This window comes from Nocardia sp. NPDC058244 (assembly GCF_042882065.1).
Taxonomy (GTDB): Bacteria; Actinomycetota; Actinomycetes; order Mycobacteriales; family Mycobacteriaceae; genus Nocardia.
The window spans coordinates 90,458-106,570 of the sequence record NZ_JBHVWX010000011.1 but is presented as its reverse complement, the minus strand read 5'-3'; the positions used below and the strand labels follow the sequence as shown (position 1 = coordinate 106,570).

The 16,113-nt window shown below is 70.7% G+C and carries 17 protein-coding genes; 5 read left to right on the top strand and 12 right to left on the bottom strand.

The window, feature by feature from the left end:
• The first annotated feature begins 47 nt into the window (after positions 1-47).
• The gene (locus ACFVW6_RS30530) at positions 48-410 is read left to right on the top strand and encodes an STAS/SEC14 domain-containing protein (RefSeq protein ID WP_355282156.1); all 363 of its coding nucleotides are present in this window, start codon (positions 48-50) and stop codon (positions 408-410) included.
• A 1-nt stretch (position 411) separates the two neighbouring features.
• On the opposite strand, the gene ACFVW6_RS30525 is transcribed toward ACFVW6_RS30530, so the two are convergent.
• The gene (locus tag ACFVW6_RS30525) at positions 412-1,749 is read right to left on the bottom strand and encodes a putative glycoside hydrolase (RefSeq protein WP_378832405.1); all 1,338 of its coding nucleotides are present in this window, start codon (positions 1,747-1,749) and stop codon (positions 412-414) included.
• A 116-nt stretch (positions 1,750-1,865) separates the two neighbouring features.
• Between ACFVW6_RS30525 and ACFVW6_RS30520 the strand changes: the two genes are divergently transcribed.
• A complete protein-coding gene (locus tag ACFVW6_RS30520) occupies positions 1,866-2,864 on the top strand; it encodes a polysaccharide deacetylase family protein (RefSeq protein WP_378832408.1) in 999 nt (332 codons plus the stop codon).
• A gap of 7 nt (positions 2,865-2,871) precedes the next feature.
• Here the strand turns inward: ACFVW6_RS30520 and ACFVW6_RS30515 are convergent, their stop codons facing one another.
• The gene (locus ACFVW6_RS30515) at positions 2,872-4,164 is read right to left on the bottom strand and encodes a PQQ-binding-like beta-propeller repeat protein (protein ID WP_378832410.1); all 1,293 of its coding nucleotides are present in this window, start codon (positions 4,162-4,164) and stop codon (positions 2,872-2,874) included.
• A gap of 134 nt (positions 4,165-4,298) precedes the next feature.
• Between ACFVW6_RS30515 and ACFVW6_RS30510 the strand changes: the two genes are divergently transcribed.
• From ACFVW6_RS30510 to ACFVW6_RS30500, 3 genes are all read left to right on the top strand, one after another.
• Complete coding sequence (locus ACFVW6_RS30510; protein WP_355282167.1) at positions 4,299-5,045, top strand: acyltransferase; 747 nt, start codon at positions 4,299-4,301, stop codon at positions 5,043-5,045.
• Between the two features lie 69 nt (positions 5,046-5,114).
• Positions 5,115-5,654 (top strand): DUF1697 domain-containing protein, encoded by a 540-nt coding sequence (locus tag ACFVW6_RS30505; protein ID WP_378832412.1) that lies wholly within the window; start codon positions 5,115-5,117, stop codon positions 5,652-5,654.
• 29 nt (positions 5,655-5,683) lie between these two features.
• Entirely contained in the window at positions 5,684-6,373 is a 690-nt protein-coding gene (locus ACFVW6_RS30500) for an NUDIX hydrolase (RefSeq protein WP_378832414.1), read from the top strand.
• A 3-nt stretch (positions 6,374-6,376) separates the two neighbouring features.
• Here ACFVW6_RS30500 and ACFVW6_RS30495 read toward each other — a convergent pair whose 3' ends face one another.
• The 10 genes from ACFVW6_RS30495 to ctaD form a co-directional block, all read right to left on the bottom strand.
• Positions 6,377-7,651, bottom strand: a complete 1,275-nt coding sequence (locus ACFVW6_RS30495; protein WP_378832416.1) for a class I SAM-dependent methyltransferase — start codon at positions 7,649-7,651, stop codon at positions 6,377-6,379.
• The gene (locus ACFVW6_RS30490) at positions 7,652-8,629 is read right to left on the bottom strand and encodes a class I SAM-dependent methyltransferase (protein WP_378832418.1); all 978 of its coding nucleotides are present in this window, start codon (positions 8,627-8,629) and stop codon (positions 7,652-7,654) included.
• 87 nt (positions 8,630-8,716) lie between these two features.
• A complete protein-coding gene (locus ACFVW6_RS30485; protein WP_355282180.1) occupies positions 8,717-9,493 on the bottom strand; it encodes an enoyl-CoA hydratase-related protein in 777 nt (258 codons plus the stop codon).
• A 9-nt stretch (positions 9,494-9,502) separates the two neighbouring features.
• Positions 9,503-10,309 (bottom strand): NUDIX hydrolase, encoded by an 807-nt coding sequence (locus ACFVW6_RS30480; RefSeq protein ID WP_355282182.1) that lies wholly within the window; start codon positions 10,307-10,309, stop codon positions 9,503-9,505.
• A 189-nt stretch (positions 10,310-10,498) separates the two neighbouring features.
• Positions 10,499-11,332, bottom strand: a complete 834-nt coding sequence (locus ACFVW6_RS30475) for an ABC transporter ATP-binding protein (protein ID WP_355282184.1) — start codon at positions 11,330-11,332, stop codon at positions 10,499-10,501.
• Positions 11,333-11,350: 18 nt separating this feature from the next.
• Complete coding sequence (locus ACFVW6_RS30470) at positions 11,351-11,509, bottom strand: hypothetical protein (RefSeq protein ID WP_365007147.1); 159 nt, start codon at positions 11,507-11,509, stop codon at positions 11,351-11,353.
• Between the two features lie 139 nt (positions 11,510-11,648).
• A complete protein-coding gene (locus tag ACFVW6_RS30465) occupies positions 11,649-12,431 on the bottom strand; it encodes a peptidyl-tRNA hydrolase (RefSeq protein ID WP_378832422.1) in 783 nt (260 codons plus the stop codon).
• A gap of 72 nt (positions 12,432-12,503) precedes the next feature.
• Positions 12,504-12,926 carry a protease inhibitor I42 family protein gene (locus ACFVW6_RS30460; RefSeq protein WP_355282191.1) on the bottom strand — a complete coding sequence of 141 codons (423 nt, stop codon included), beginning with the start codon at positions 12,924-12,926 and terminating at the stop codon, positions 12,504-12,506.
• 81 nt (positions 12,927-13,007) lie between these two features.
• On the bottom strand, positions 13,008-14,237 hold the full coding sequence (gene serB, locus ACFVW6_RS30455) for a phosphoserine phosphatase SerB (RefSeq protein WP_355282368.1): 1,230 nt from the start codon (positions 14,235-14,237) through the stop codon (positions 13,008-13,010).
• Between the two features lie 82 nt (positions 14,238-14,319).
• Complete coding sequence (ctaD, locus tag ACFVW6_RS30450; RefSeq protein WP_218719296.1) at positions 14,320-16,062, bottom strand: cytochrome c oxidase subunit I; 1,743 nt, start codon at positions 16,060-16,062, stop codon at positions 14,320-14,322.
• Positions 16,063-16,113 lie beyond the last annotated feature (51 nt).

Here is a 16,113-nt window from a genome sequence, read left to right as displayed (position 1 = left end):
GGCTCTACCGTCGCCGGTGGAAGACCACCACGACGAAGGAGCCGACCATGCCCCTGCAGCCGATTCCCGACCTGCCCGCCGCGACCATCGGCTTCCGCGCCTCCGGCACCGTCACCGCCGAGGACTACACCACGGTCCTGGACCCGGCCATCGACGCCGCCCTCCAGCACGAACAGCCGGTCAACCTGGTCTACGTCCTCGGCCCCGACTTCGACCGCTACTCCCTCGACGCCATGTGGCAGGACCTGAAACTGGTCCGCGTCCCCCGCAGCTCCTGGGGCCGCATCGCCCTGGTCACCGACCACAAAGCCCTCGGCGAAGCCGTCCACCTCTTCGGCTTCCTCATCCCCGCCGAAGTCCGCGTCTTCCCCGTCTCCGCCGAACCCGAAGCCCTCACCTGGGTGGGGTGAGTCAGGCCGGGGGGAGGCCGTTGGTGTGGTAGCGGGTGGCGGCGTTCCAGAGGAAGAAGCTGTCGATGCCGGTGGCGTTGGTGACGTCGATCTGGGCGCGGAGTTCGGCGTCGCCGTAGGTGACGCCGAGGCTGAAGTCCTGGAGCCAGGGGATGACGGTCGCGCCGGTGCCCGCGGTGCTGGTCTGGAAGTCGCGCAGGGAGCGGAAGATGATGTCGTAGGGCTGGGCGTTGGGGTTGGCCACGCCGTATTCGCCGGAGTTCCAGTGCGAGGGGTAGAGCATGGGGGCGACGAAGTCGACGCTGCGGGCCATGCGGGGGATGTCCTGGGCGATCTCGTCGGGGCGGGTCGACGCGATGCCGTAGACCGCGGCGCTCAGGTGGGCGCCCGCGGCGTGCACCGGGTAGCGGCTCTCGGCGAGGAAGCCGGCGACGGCGTCGGCGGGGGTGCCGGTGAGTCCGGCGAAATGCATGCTGGTCAGGCTGCCGTCGGGGCGGCGGACGTAGTCGTACATGACGCCGTCGAAGCCGAGCCTGCCCGCCTCCACCGCCAGATCGATGTTGTAGCGGCGGATGTCGGGATGGGCGACATTGGTGAACGCGATCGGACCGTAGTGGCTGGAATAGGGCTGCCCCGACGGGTTCTGGACCACCCAGTCGGGTCGGCCGTTGTGCCAGGCCCACGCGGCGACGGTCGGATCGCGGAACGCGACGATGCGCCCGACCACCTGCAAGCCCAGCTCGTGGAGTTGCCGCAGGGCCGACGGCGCGTCGTAGATGCCCGCGACGGCACCGGATTCGCGGGCCAGCGGCACCTGGGAGTCGTAGCCGACGACCCCGTCCTCGTCCTTGATGTCGAGCTGCACGGTATCGATGCGGCCCTCGCGCGCGAGATCGAGCACGGCCTCGCGCAACCCCTCGTGCGACCAGGCGTGCGCGGTGACGTGCACCGCCCGCATGCGCGGCAGCGTCACCCCCGTGACGGCGACGGCGCTGCTCTGATTCCCCGCGGCGTCCACCGCGACGACCTCGACGGCGGGCGCCCACGGCACCGACAGCTCGAAGCTGCCGTCGGCGGCGGGTGTCACCGTGTCCGTGCCGACGGCGACGCGCACGGCGTCGACGGCCTTGCCGCGCACCACGATCGGCGCCCGGTAGGAGCGCGCGGGATCGGGCGGGGCCACCTGGAGGACCGGCGGCGCGGTGTCGGCCGCCGGCTCCGAGGCGGATCTGCTCAGCGCGAATCCGGCCACCAGAGCCACGATGACCACCGCGAGGACGGCACCCGAGGCGATCGTCGCCCACCGCCGCCGATCGCCCGACTGGATCCGCAATCCCAACGCCCGCACCAACTTCCACTACCGTTCGCCAGGCCACTATGGCGCAGTCGGGCAGTCCGTCTGCGGGTTATCGCAAGATCGGGGGAAAACCTCCGCCTGCGCGTAATATCGCCGCGATGACCGGCGGTTCGACACTGGCATTCCGACTCGCGCCCGCGCTCCTGCTGCTCGCGACCGCCTGCGCGACACCGGAAGCACCGCCCCCGCCCCCACCGCCTGCCGCGGCGACAACGAAACCCGCGCCGCCGGATCCGGCCGAGATCGCCGCCAACGAACTGGGATTCGTCCCGGTGCTGATGTACCACCAGATCACGCCGGACCCGGCCGGTGAATACGACCAGACCCCCGCGGAGTTCCGCGACGAACTGGAGCGGCTGTACCGCGAGAACTACCGCCCGGTGACGGCCGCGCAGTACATCGCGGGCGACCTCGACCTGCCCGCGGGCACCCATCCGGTCGTCCTCACCTTCGACGATTCCACCGCCAGCCAGCTCGCCTTCACCGACAGCGGGGCCGTGACCCCGGACAGCGCCGCGGGCATCCTCGCCGCATTCGGCGCCCGCTACCCGGATTTCCGGCCGGTCGCCACCTTCTACGTCAACAACGAGCCGTTCGGCGGCGACCCGCGGGCGCTGCCCTGGCTGGCGGCCAACGGCCACGAGATCGGCGCGCACACCGCCGATCACGCGAATCTCGCGACCCTGGACGCCGACGGCGTGCAGCGCGAGCTGGCGCAGAACGTGCGCGCGGTGCGCGCGGCCGCGCCGGGCGTCACCGTGCGCACCATGGCCCTACCGCTCGGCATCTATCCTCGCGACCACGCGCTGGCCGCCGCGGGCAGCTGGGACGGCACCGACTATCGCTTCGACGCCGTCATGCTGGTCGGCTCGAATCCCGCCCCGGCACCGTACGGCACGGTCGACCCGGGCGGCGTGCCGCGCATCCGGTCCGGCCGGGGCGCGGTCCCGTTCGACTCGGGCTACTGGCTGGACTGGCTGGCGGCCCGCCCGGAGCAGCGCTACACCGCCGACGGCGATCCGGCCCGCGTCTGCTTCCCCCGCCACCTCGCGGCGGAGGTCGACCCGCGCTGGGCGGACCGGACCACCCCGTACTGACGCCCGCTCAGGCGTCGGGAGAGAAGGTGAAGATCTCGCCGAGGCGGGTGGCGACGACGACCTCGCCCTTCGGCCCGACGGAGGTGCCGGTGGTGGTGCCGGTGGCACCGGGCAGGACATCGGAGTCGACGGTGTTGCCGGTGGCGGTGTCGAAGGTGATCAGGCTCAGGCCCGCGCCGATCGCGGCCACGGTGTAGCCGACGCCGCCCGCGGTCTGGGCGGGCGTGCCGCGCAGGGCCAGGTCCTTGCGTTCCCAGGCGGGCTCGGCGCGGTCACCACGGTCGTGCACGGCCATCAGGTAGCCGTCGTCGCCCGCGGGGATGATCAGGTCGTCGACGACGGAGATGCCGCCGCTGGGGGTCCAGCCGAGCGCGTGCGTCCAGCGGGTGCTGCCGTCCTCGGTGTTCACCGCGATCAGGCGGCCGCTGTTGTCGCCGATGTAGACGGTGTCGCCGTCGCCGGAGAGGGTGGGGCTGGTGGCGCTGCCACCGGTGAGCATGTCGGCGCTCCACTCCTGGACGACCTTGCCGTCGGCGTAGCGCATCGACCGCAGCGAGGCGGCCGCCTTGCCCGGCTCCCACACGGTGACGAAGAACCGGCCCGACTCGGGGTCGACGGCGGTGGTGTTGGCGACCGCGCAGCGCGGGCCGCCGGTCCGGCAGTCGTCGAGACCGTCGCCGGAGGCCGGGCGGGTCAGGCCGGGCAGTTGCAGGAAGTCGGGCTCGCCGAGCAGTTGCAGCGTCGGCACCTCGCGGCCGCCGGTCTGGCGGCTCAGGATGTCGACCTGGCCGGACTGGGTCACCGTCAGCACCCGGCCGTCGCCGGTGAACTGGATGGCCACCGGGACGCCCGCCACCGGCGTGCGCCAGCGGGGCTGGCCCAGGTAGTTGAAGGAGTTCACCGCGCCGTCGTCGCCGACGTAGACATTGCTGACGCCGTCGACCACGGTCGGCGCCTCGATCGTCGACGGGCCGAGCGGGTTGCAGAAGCGCTTGCGGCCGGTCGGCATCTGGAAGGAGAAGATCGCGCAGTTGCCGGTGCTCGAGGTGACGAACATCTGCCCCTCGGGACCGATCGTCAACGGCTGGGCGATCGGGCCGCCCACCGGACGGGACCAGCTCAGCGTCATCGCGTCCGCGCCCGCCACCGGGCTCGCCCCGCCGTTGCGGCCGTCGTGATGGGCTGCGGGCCAGCCCTTTCCGCCGCCGACGGTGATGTCGTCCACATCGGTGCCGCATCCTGCCAACGCCACCACACCGGCGGCAGCGAGCGAGGCCGCGACGCGAGTCCGAGTTCGCACCTGCTGATCTCCCTGTGTAATCGAGCCGATGATCGGGGTATCGCACGGTAGGCGTGCGCTCCGAAAGTACTCTGTGTAACCGACGACCGAATCCCCGGGGCTGGCCCGGTGCGATCACGACGGGAGAGTACTTCGTGACGAGCATGTGGGGCGCGCCGCTGAGCGCGCGCTGGCGTGGTTCCCGCCGCCGCGATCCGCAGCAGGCGCGGTTCCTGACCAAGGACTCGCTGCGCTGGGTGCTCGCCAACCGCGCCTACACCCCCTGGTACCTGGTGCGCTACTACCGGCTGGCCAAGTTCCGGCTGGCCAATCCGCACATCGTGCTGCGCGGGATGGTGTTCCTCGGCCGCAATGTGGAGATCCACGCGACCCCGGAATTCGCCCGCATGGAGATCGGCCGCTGGGTGCACATCGGCGACGGCAACGCCATCCGGTGCCACGAGGGTTCACTGCGCATCGGCGACAAGGTGGTGTTCGGCAAGGACAACGTCGTCAACACCTACCTCGACATCGAGATCGGCGAGTCCACGCTGGTCGCCGACTGGTGCTACATCTGCGACTTCGACCACAGGATGGACGACATCACCCTGCCCATCAAGGACCAGGGCATCGTGAAGAGCCCGGTCCGGATCGGCCCCGACACCTGGATCGCCGCCAAGGTGACCGTGCTGCGCGACACCCGGGTGGGCCGGGGCTGTGTGCTCGGTGCGCACGCCGTCGTCCGCGGTGACGTCCCCGACTACAGCATCGCCGTCGGCGCGCCGGCCAAGGTCGTCAAGAACCGCAAGGTCGCCTGGGACGCGAGCGCCGAGGAGCGCGAGGCCTACCTGGCCGCCCTGGCCGATATCGAGCGCAAGAAGAACGCCGCCGCCCAGGCGTGATCGTCCTGCCCGCCGACGCGCGCCGGTGCAGGATGGTGCGTGTCGGTGGCGCTGGGTACGGTCTGCTCCGTGGAGAGCTATGCGGCGCTGCTGCGGGGCATCATGCCCACGAATCCGAACATGCGGAACGAGAAGTTGCGCGCGGTGTTCGAGGGGCTCGGGTTCACCGAGGTGGCCTCGGTGCTGACGAGCGGCAATATCGTGTTCCGTACCGCGGATGATCCCGTCGATCTGGAAGCGCGTATCCAGGAGGCGCTGTCGGCCGAACTGGGTATACCCGGCGGCACCATCATCCGCAGCCACCCCGAGCTGCGCGCCCTGCTCGACCGCGACCCGTTCGAGGGCCTGCCGCACGAACGCGGCTCGTATCTGACGGTCACCTTCTTCAAAGATCGCATGCGTCAGGCGGATACGACGGCCTTCGAGGACGATCCGCTCACCCGCGTCATCGGCTACGACGCCGCCGCACGCGCCTTCCTCACCGTGATCGACAACAGCACCGGCAAGACCCCGGACTTCATGGCCCGACTCGAGAAGACCTACGGCAAGGACATCACCACCCGCACCTGGCTCACGGTCCAGCGCGTGGTGAAGAAGATGGAATCCTGACTCGTCGGCCGCTGGGGCAAGATCGAGGGGTGAGCCACCCGTACCTCCCGCGCGGCATCGAGGAATTTCGCGCCCTCGCCAAGGCCCGGTTGACGGCGTTTCCCCGGATCGCCGTCCCCGATGTCCCCGGTATGCGCCGCGCGGGCGTGACGCTGTGCGTGGTGCCGGGCGCCGGTGACGTCCTGTCCGTGATCGTGATGAAGCGCGCCTACCGCGGTCGCAACGCGGGCCAGTGGGGGTTGCCGGGCGGGCGGCTGGAGCCCGGTGAGACCGCCGAGGTCGCGGCGCTGCGGGAACTGCGCGAGGAACTGAACCTGACCGCGAAACCGGCCGATGTGCTGGGCCTGCTCGACGATTTCCCGGCCACCTCCGGCTTCGCGATCACCCCGGCCGTGGTCACGGTCGACGATATCGACTCCTTGCGGCCCAACCCGGACGAGGTGTTCTCCGTCCACCAGGTCGACCTCGCCCGGCTCGCCGCCGAGGACGTCCCGCACTGGGTGCGCCCCGAACACGCCACCCTCCAGCACGAACTGCGCGGCGATCTCCCGGAGGCGGATGCCACCGGGCTGCTCCAGATGCGCATCGCCCCTGATATGACCATCCACGCCCCCACCGGCGCCCTGCTGTGGCAGTTCCGCGCGGTCGTTCTGCTCGGCCACTCCCCCACCGATTCCCGGGTCGCCCACTTCACCCAGCCCGACTGGACCGCGCACTGACGCCTACGGGGCGACGGCGGTGCAGAGGAAGACCACACCCGCCCGGCCGATCCGGGTGACGACCAAGGTGTAGGGGACCGAGCCGCGCAATTTCAGCTTCTTGCGCAGGGCGTCGGGATCGAGATCGATGCCACGGACCAGGATCTCCAGCGATCCGCAATCGCGCCGGGACAGTTCCTGGCGCAGGGTCTTCTCGCGCAGCTCGAAGCGGTCCTCGATGCGGAAGCCACGCAGGCCCGCCGGGACCGTGTCGCCGGTGAGATAGGCGATCTGCGGATCGAGCTGCCAGAGACCGTGTTTCGCCGCGTAGTGACGGACCAGGCCCGCGCGCACGACCGCGCCGTCGGGGTCGACGATCCACGCGCCGGGAGCGCGTTCGGGGATATCGTCGGGTTCGGCGTCGGTGAGCGTGCTCGCGCCGCCCCGGGAGTCGAGGACGGTGGCGCGGCGGGTGACGCCGGGTTCGGTCAGGCCGGGCGACCACAGGCAGGCCTCGCGGACCGCGCCGTCGAGGGAGACGATCTCCACCTCGCCTGCCCAGCCGAGGCGGTCGAAGTCCAGACCGGGGGCGGATTTCACGGCGATGTCGCGGCCCGCGTACGCGGCCAGCAGATCGGGCAGCGGGGGCTGGAGTTTGGCGGGGTCGTAGGTCCGCCTGCCGTCGGCTCGGCGCGCCGGGTCGGCGATGATCACGGTGTCGCGCGAGGTCGGTACGATTGCGTCGGCCTGTGCCAACACGATGTTGCGCCCCCGCGTCGACGAGTGCTCGGTGCCGACCGGAGCGGCGTCGTTTCGCTCGGCGGTCCCCGTTCGGTCGTTCGCTGCGGGCTGCTCCGCGGTCGCGCGCAGCGGCACAGCGCCGAGATTGTGGGCGGCCATCGCCAGCCGGACCTCGTCGAGATCGCTGCCGATCACCGCCGGGCACACGGCCGACAGCTCGGCCAGCTCCGCGCCGATCGAACAGGTGACATCGTGCACGGCCCGACCGGCCAGCCGGGCCGCCCGGTGCCGGGCCACCAGCGCGGGCGTCGCCTGCTGCAACGCGTCGTCGGTGAACAGCCAGTCGGCGGCGCCGGGCAGCTTCACGGCGGCCTTGCGGCGCAATCGCACCGTCTCTATCAGCGCCGCGGCCCGCTCCGGAGACGCGCGACGCACCTGCTCGAGATCGCGCAGGTGCGTCGCCGGAGTCAGCTCCAGCCGGTCGACCTCGGCGAGCGCGGCGGATCCCGCCGCGCTGCCCAGGAAGGCGACATCGTCGCGGCCGAAGCGGTACCCCACTTACTTCTTGGCCGCGCCCGGCTTCACGCCGGTGATCATCGCGTTGTAGAAGAACTCGCGCGGAACGACCTTGCGCAGCACGTTCTCGTCGAGCCAGCTCAGGCCGAGCCAGGCACGGTACTGCGCCATGCGGTAGCCGACCGTCAGCTTCTCGTCGGGCACGGCGGCCTCGAAGGTGCGCACCGGCCAGCCCCACAGGGCCGCGGCGAACTCCTCGGTGGTGGCCTTCACGTCGACCGCACCGGCCGAGGACGCCATCTTCTCGAGATCGGTCGGGTCGAAGGTGTGCAGGTCGACGACGGCCTCGAGCGCGGCGGCGCGGGAGGACTCGTCCAGCTCGGTCTGCGGACGGCGCCAGCCGGACAGGAACGGCAGCTTGGTGATCTCGGTGGTCACCTTCCAGGTGGCCTGGCCGAGCTTGCGGGCGTAGAAATTGCCCACGGTGGTCGGCTCACCGGCGAAGACGAAACGCCCGCCCGGCTTGAGCACACGCAGGCACTCCTTGAGCGCCAGCTCCACGTCCGGGATGTGGTGCAGCACGGCGTGGCCGCAGACCAGGTCGAAGGTGTCGTCGTCGTAGGGGATCGTCTCGGCGTCGGCGACGCGGCCGTCGACATCCAGGCCCAGGTGCTCGGCGTTGCGCAGCGCGACCTTCACCATGCCCGGCGAGAGATCGGTGACCGACCCCTTCTTCGCGATGCCGCCCTGCATCAGGTTCAGCAGGAAGAACCCCGTGCCGCAGCCGAGCTCGAGCGCCCGTTCGTAGGGCAGCGGGGCGGGGCCGACCGCGAGGTCGAACCGGCCGCGGGCATACGCGATACAGCGTTCGTCATAGGAGATCGACCACTTGTCGTCGTACGTCTCCGCTTCCCAGTCGTGATACAGGACCTGGGCGAGCTTGGTGTCCTTCAGCGCTGCTTCGACCTCGGCCTCGGTGGCGTGCGGGTTCGGCGCCGGGTCATCGGGGTGGACCGTCATAACCGCCAAGAGTAATAGGAGACCCTCAGCACGCAATGGCCGGTCTTGTTTCCGGCGGTTCCACTTGGTCGATTGACCGGTCTCAGCTCACCGTCCGGTGAAAACGGCGCTGTTCGGACCGTCGGCGGCGAAGGCGCGGGTGCCGGTGCGCGCGTCGTCGGTGTCGAACAACGCCGACCACTCGGTGACGGCGGTGGAGTGCGCGTGCGGGCCCGCTTCGAAGACGGCCTTGGCGGCGGCCAGCGCCCGCGGCGCGGCCGTGACGAACTGCTCGGCCCACCGGCGCGCGGCGTCGAGGACGTGGTCGGGCGCGACCACCTCGTCGACCAGACCGAGCTTCGCGGCCTCCTCGGCGTCGACGAAACGGCCGGTGTAGACGAGGTCCTTGGCCCGGCTCGCGCCGATCAGCAGCGAGAGCTTGCGGATGCCGGCGAGCGGGATCAGCCCGGCCTTGATCTGCGGCAGGCCGAGCTTGACGTTGTCGCCGATGATCCGGTGGTCGGCGCCGAGGGCGAGCTCGAGGCCCGCGCCGAGGCAGTAGCCGGTGATCGCGGCGACGGTCGGCTGCGGCACCTTGGTGAGACAGCCCAGCGCCGCCTGCAGATCCGCTGCCATCGCGGCGGCCTGCCCGGCGTCGAGCTCGGCGAGTTCGGTCATCTCGTCGCCCGCGCTGAAGACCCGCTCGTCGCCGTAGACGATGAGCGCGGCCACGCCCGGGTGCCGGGCCACCGTCTCGGCCGCCGCGGCGACCTCACGGGCCAGCTGGGCATCGACCAGGTTCAGCGGCGGGCGATCGATGCGCAGCAGCGCGACGCCGCGAGCGGACGGGTCGGCGGGCAGCTCGAGGGTGACGAATTCGGCCATGCGGTCAACCTACCGGCCGCCCAGTGCACCCAGCTGCGGCAGCTCCGCGAAATACCGGCCGTTGTCCGGGAAGTCGGTCAGCGGCGGGCCATCGGCGTTGGGCGTGTAGTGCGGCATGATCGGCGTGATCGCCCGCTCGGCGGCCAGCACGGCCGCGGTATCGGCGAATCCGCACAGGCCGTCGAGCTGCGACCAGGTCGGCGGCAGCAGGACGTGTTCGCCCGCCCGCCAGCTCGCCAGGGCGGCCTGCGGGGTCGCCCAGACGACCTGGGCGGCCTCGGAGGTGGCACCGTCGGCGATCTGCCCCTGCGGCAGCACGGCGACGAAGAAGCGGGTGTCGTAGCGCCGCGGCTCGGCCTCGGGGGTGATCCAGTTCGACCACGGCCGCAGCAGATCGGCGCGCAGCACCAGTCCCTCGGCCGCGAGGAAGTCCGCGAGCGAGAGCTCACGGCGCTCGAGCTTGCCGCGGGCCTCGCGATAGACCGCGGAGTCGTCGACGACGGTGTCGGCGGTCGGCCCGGCCAGCAGCACGCCGCATTCCTCGAAGGTCTCCCGGACCGCGGCGGCGACCAGCGCCTGCGCGGCCTGCTCGGTCGTCGCGAAACGCTCGGCCCACCAGGCAGGCGCCGGCCCGGCCCAGGCGATGTCGGCGGTACCGTCGGCGGCGTCGACGCCACCGCCGGGGAACACCGTCATCCCGCCCGCGAAGGCCATCCCGCTGACGCGGCGCTGCAGGAACACCTCGATGCCGTCGGCGCCGTCGCGCACCAGCATCACCGTCGACGCGTCGCGCGCGGCTACCCCGGACTCACTCATACCGTTCCTCTCCACCACAGGGCCGACGGTCCGGCGGCCGCCGCGCAACGGCGGCTCACCGGAGCCACATCCGTTCCACCGCGGCCGTCGCATCGGCCTGTCTGCACCCTAACGCTCGCTTGGTTCGCCAGGGAAACAGTTCAGCCCGGACCGTGCCACCGCGACCCGAGGGTTCCCGCTGAGTGGGCCTCAGGCCCGGCGGTGCTGACCGGCCCGCCGGGCCCGGCGGGCGAACCAGCGCCCGTCGACCCGGTCCAGCGCGATCGACTGGCTGAACGCGGCGCTGAGGTTCGCGGCGGTGAGCACGTCCTCGAGCAGCCCCTGCCCGACCACCTCGCCCTCCTTGAGCAGCAGGGCGTGGGTGAAGCCCGGCGGGATCTCCTCCACGTGGTGGGTCACCAGGACCATGGCGGGAGCGTCGGGATCGGCGGCCAGATTGCCCAGCCGCTCCACCAGTTCCTCGCGCCCGCCCAGGTCGAGGCCTGCGGCCGGTTCGTCGAGCAGCAGCAGTTCGGGGTCGGTCATCAGGGCGCGGGCGATCAGCACGCGCTTGCGCTCACCCTCGGACAGGGTGCCGTAGGTGCGGTCGGAAAGGTGTTCGGCGCCGAGGGTTTCCAGCATGTCGACGGCGCGTTCGGTGTCGATGTCCTCGTAGCGTTCGCGCCAGCGGCCCAGCACCGCGTACCCGGCCGACACCACCAGGTCGCTGACCTTCTCGTCGACCGGGATGCGGCTGGCCACCGCCGCCGAGGACAACCCGATGCGTGGCCGCAGCTCGGTGACGTCGACGCGACCCAGGGTCTCCCCCAACAGGTTCGCGTCACCGGAGGTCGGATGGACCTCGGCGGCGGCCATTCTCAATAGCGAGGTCTTGCCGGCCCCGTTCGGGCCGAGCACCACCCAGCGTTCGTCGAGCTCGACCTGCCAGGTGACCGGGCCTACGAGCGTTCGGCCCGAGCGGCGGATGGTCACGTCGGAGAAGTCGATGAGCAGATCGGGATCGGGTTGCGACACGCGCTCCATCTTGGCCCACGGGGGCCCTCAGCGGAACGACCGGCCCGTGTGGGATTCGTCGGCCCTGGTCGATACCGATTCGCGGCCCCCGCCGGACTCGCCACGCAACATCCGCGCGGCGACGAAGGAGACCGGCACCGACAGCACCACCCACACGATCAGGATCACCACAATCGTCGTCACCATCGCGGAACCTCCCTACGCCCTCGATGCCCCAGCCGTCGTGTACGTATACCCCCAGGGTCCTCCAGATACACCGAGTCCGGGCGGCGGGTCGCGAAATCCGCCGCGAGAACGACGAATTCGGAGCGCGTAGCGCGCCCGCTCAGGCCTGCGCGGGCACCGCGATCACCGTCATCGAACCGGGCGCCACCTCGGTGAAGCCCGCGTCGCGGACGGCGACGGCGCATCCGGCGGCGACCTCGGCCACCAGCGCGGGCCACAGTCGCGCGTCGGCGTCGCGGACCGCGCAGCGGAACTCGCGCGCGGCCCAGTCCGCGGCGGCGGCCACCGGCAGCGCGCCCGCCAGCAGCATGCTCGCGTGACCGACCTGGGCGGCGGCCTTGCCGACCGACATCGCCAGGGCCGCGTTCACCCACAGCACCGGCAGTTCGGGGTCCGGCGGACCGGGCTCGTCGTGGTCGAGGTCGGTGCCGCCGATCTGCAACTTGCGGATCCGCTGATCGATCGCGCCCACCGGGCCGGGCACGAACGCGCGCGCCTGGGCGCCGTCGACCTCGACGGTGACCCCGTCGACCTCGCCCGCCGCGACCCACTGCGCACCGCGCGCCCGCCGCGCCACCTTCCTGATCCGGGAGCGCTTCCACGCCAGATAGCGCGGCTCCCACTCCCCGGCCGGCCCGGATCGCGGATCGAGGCACACGGCCACCGCCGCGGCCGCCGCGGCTTCCAGCAGCGCGCTGCGGGCGGGCGGGTCGGCCTTGGGGATGTGCAGCACCATCTGCATCGCCTGGACCATGGCCGGGTCGTCGGGGTCACCGTTGCCGCCGTAGCCGCGCGCCAGTTCGGCGTGCCGGAGCGCGAATTCGGCCGCGTCGTCGCGTGCCTGCGCCTCGATCTCCACGCCGCTCAGTTCCCCGCTACCCATACCCAACACCCGATCCGCTCGACGCCACTGCGGCCAAGCCTATCGAGGCGGGCCGACACCGCGACGTGGGCGCTAGGCGACCCGCACGGTCAGGATGAACTCCGGTCCCGGCTCGATCGGCGGCTGACTGGCCGGACCGTAGACGAACTGGATGGTCGCGGTCCCCGGCCCGACACCGCGGAACGGCCACAGCGTGCTGGCGCCGTCGGCCTGCGGTGGCTCCGGCGCGAGCACGCCCCGCTCGATGTTCACCGGCGACCAGGACTCGGTGTCGTCCGGGTTCTGCGGCAGCCGGACCAGCAGCAGCTGGCCGAGCCCCAGCGCGACCGTGCTCCCGCTGAAGGTCTGGTCCACCTCCACCGGGCCCGCCGCGGACTGCGGCGCGGTGGTCGGCAGCTCGATCGTGGTCGAGGAGAGATCCCCGGTGTCGTCGTCGGCACCGCACCCGGAGACCACCATCGCCACCGCGCACGCCGCGAACAGGATTTTCCGCATGGCACACTCCCAACGCCGAAGGACACCCTGCGCTGGAGGCTAACGCCGCGACCGGGCCGATCCGGTCGCGACGCGCCAGGACTACCGGCCGAGCAGCGGAACCCGGCGCACGCCGCCGTCGCGGGCGTCGGCCGCCTCGACCTCGTCGCGGGTGACGCCGAGGATGAACAGCACCGCGTCCAGGTACGGGTGCGACAGCGCCGTATCGGCCACCTCGCGCAGCGCGGGCTTGGCGTTGAACGCCACGCCCAGCCCGGCCGCGTTGAGCATGTCGATGTCGTTGGCGCCGTCACCGACGGCGACGGTCTGCTCCATCGGCACGCCCGCCTCGGCGGCGAACTTGCGCAGCGCGGTCGCCTTGAACGCCCGGTCGACGATCTCGCCGATCACCCGGCCGGTGAGCTTGCCGTCGACGATCTCGAGCGTGTTGGCCTGCACGAAGTCCAGTTCCAGCTCGTGCGCGAGCGGCTCGATGACCTGCCGGAACCCACCGGAGACCACACCGCAGCGGAAACCGAGCCGCCGCAGCGTGCGGATGGTGGTGCGCGCGCCGGGGGTGAGCTCGATCCGGTCGGCGACCTGCTCGATCACCGATTCGTCCAGGCCCTCGAGCGTGGCCACCCGCTGCCGCAGCGATTCGGCGAAGTCGAGCTCGCCGCGCATCGCGGCCTCGGTGACCTCGCGGACCTGCTCCTCGACGCCGGCGTGCGCGGCCAGCATCTCGATGACCTCGCCCTGGATCAGCGTGGAGTCCACGTCGAAGACGATGAGCCGCTTGGCCCGGCGGGCAAGCCCGGCCCGTTCCACCGCGATGTCGACCTGTTCGGCGACGGCGATGTCGGCCAGCGCGGTACGCAGCCGCGCGTCGGTGTCGGCGCCGGAGTCGGCCGCCGAGACCATCAGTTCCATGCCGGTCACCGGGTAGTCGGCGATGCCGCGGATGGTGTCGATATTGGCGCCGAGCCCGGCCAGCAGGCGCGAGATCGCGCTGAAGGCGTGCGCGGTGACGGGCGCGCCGAGCACGACGACGGCGTGCGTCGACATCGGCGGCTTGCCGATCTGCGCGTCGACCGACACGTCGACCTGCATGCCGACGGTGTTCATGGCCTCTTCGAGCTCGTCCTGCAGCGCCTCGGGGTCGTTGGGGCACGAGACCAGCACGCCGAGGGTGAGCCTGCCCCTGATGACCACCTGTTCCACGTCCAGCAGGCTCACCTGATGGCGTGACAGCGTCGCCAGCAGCACGGACGTGACGCCGGGTCGGTCGGGGCCGGTGACGGTCACGAGAACTGTGGTGTCGGCCAAGTCGATCTGCTCCGTTCGATTACCCACAAAAAGAGTGTGCACCCGCTGGTCACCCAGCAGGTGCACACCCTTGGTCTTCCGGTGTTTCTTACTTCTTCGCGAGCGCGCCTTCGGACACGTGCGTCGCGTGCTTACCCGAGCCCCAGCCCACGTGCGCCTCGGCCTTCATGCGCTCGACCATGTGCGGGTAGTGCAGCTCGAACGCCGGGCGCTCCGAGCGGATGCGCGGCAGCTCGTAGAAGTTGTGCCGCGGCGGCGGGCAGGTGGTGGCCCACTCGAGCGAGTTGCCGTAGCCCCACGGGTCGTCCACCGTGACGACCTCGCCGTAGCGGTAGCTCTTGAAGGTGTTCCACACGAACGGCAGCATCGACGAGCCCAGGATGAAGGCACCGATGGTGGAGATCGTGTTCAGCGTGGTGAAGCCGTCGCTGGGCAGGTAGTCGGCGTAGCGACGCGGCATGCCCTCGGCGCCCAGCCAGTGCTGCACCAGGAAGGTGGTGTGGAAGCCGACGAAGGTGGTCCAGAAGTGCCACTTCGCCAGGCGCTCGTCCATCATGCGGCCGGTGATCTTCGGGAACCAGAAGTAGATACCCGCGAAGGTGGCGAACACGATGGTGCCGAAGAGCACGTAGTGGAAGTGCGCGACGACGAAGTACGAGTCGGTGACGTGGAAGTCCAGCGGCGGCGAGGCCAGGATGACGCCCGACAGACCACCGAAGAGGAAGGTCACCAGGAAGCCGATCGACCACAGCATCGGTGATTCGAAGGTCAGCTGGCCGCGCCACATGGTGCCGATCCAGTTGAAGAACTTCACACCGGTCGGGACGGCGATCAAGAAGGTCATGAAGGAGAAGTACGGCAGCAGCACGGCGCCGGTGGCGTACATGTGGTGCGCCCACACCGCGATCGACAGCGCCGCGATACCGAGGGTCGCGTAGACCAGCGTGGTGTAACCGAAGATCGGCTTACGGCTGAAGACCGGGAAGATCTCGGACACGATGCCGAAGAACGGCAGCGCGATGATGTAGACCTCGGGGTGGCCGAAGAACCAGAACAGGTGCTGGTAGAGCAGGATGCCGCCGGTGGCCGGGTCGTAGATGTGGCCGCCCAGGTGGCGGTCGTAGGCCAGACCGAACAGCGCCGCGGTCAGCAGCGGGAAGGCCAGCAGCACCAGGACCGAGGTCACCGCGATGTTCCAGGTGAAGATCGGCATGCGGAACATGGTCATACCGGGCGCGCGCAGGCAGACCACGGTGGTGAGCATGTTGACGCCACCGAGGATGGTGCCCAGACCGGAGACGGCCAGGCCCAGGATCCACAGGTCGGTGCCGACGCCGGGCGAGTGCAGGATGTCGGTCAGCGGCACGTACGCCGTCCAGCCGAAGTCCGCCGCGCCACCGGGGGTCACGAAGCCCGCGGTCGCCATGGTGCCGCCGAACAGGTACAGCCAGTAGCTGAACGCGTTCAGTCGCGGGAAGGCGACGTCGGGGGCGCCGATCTGCAGCGGCAGGATGATATTGGCGAAGCCGAACACGATCGCCGTCGCGTAGAACAGCAGCATGATCGTGCCGTGCATGGTGAACAGCTGGTTGAACTGCTCGGGCGAGAGGAACTGCAGACCCGGGCGCGCCAGCTCGGCGCGCATGAGCAGCGCCATGAGACCACCGACCAGGAAGAAGCTGATCGCCGTCACCAGGTACATGGTGCCGAGCACCTTGGGGTCGGTGGTGGTGACCGCCTTGTACAGGAACGAGCCCTTGGGCCCGGTCCGAGCGGGATACGGTCGAGTCGCTTCCAACTGAGGGACTGGCCTGGGCTCTACCGCAGTCACTGATCCTCCTGAAGATGCCTGTACGTCACTCGCAGGCCCTCCGTCCTCCGG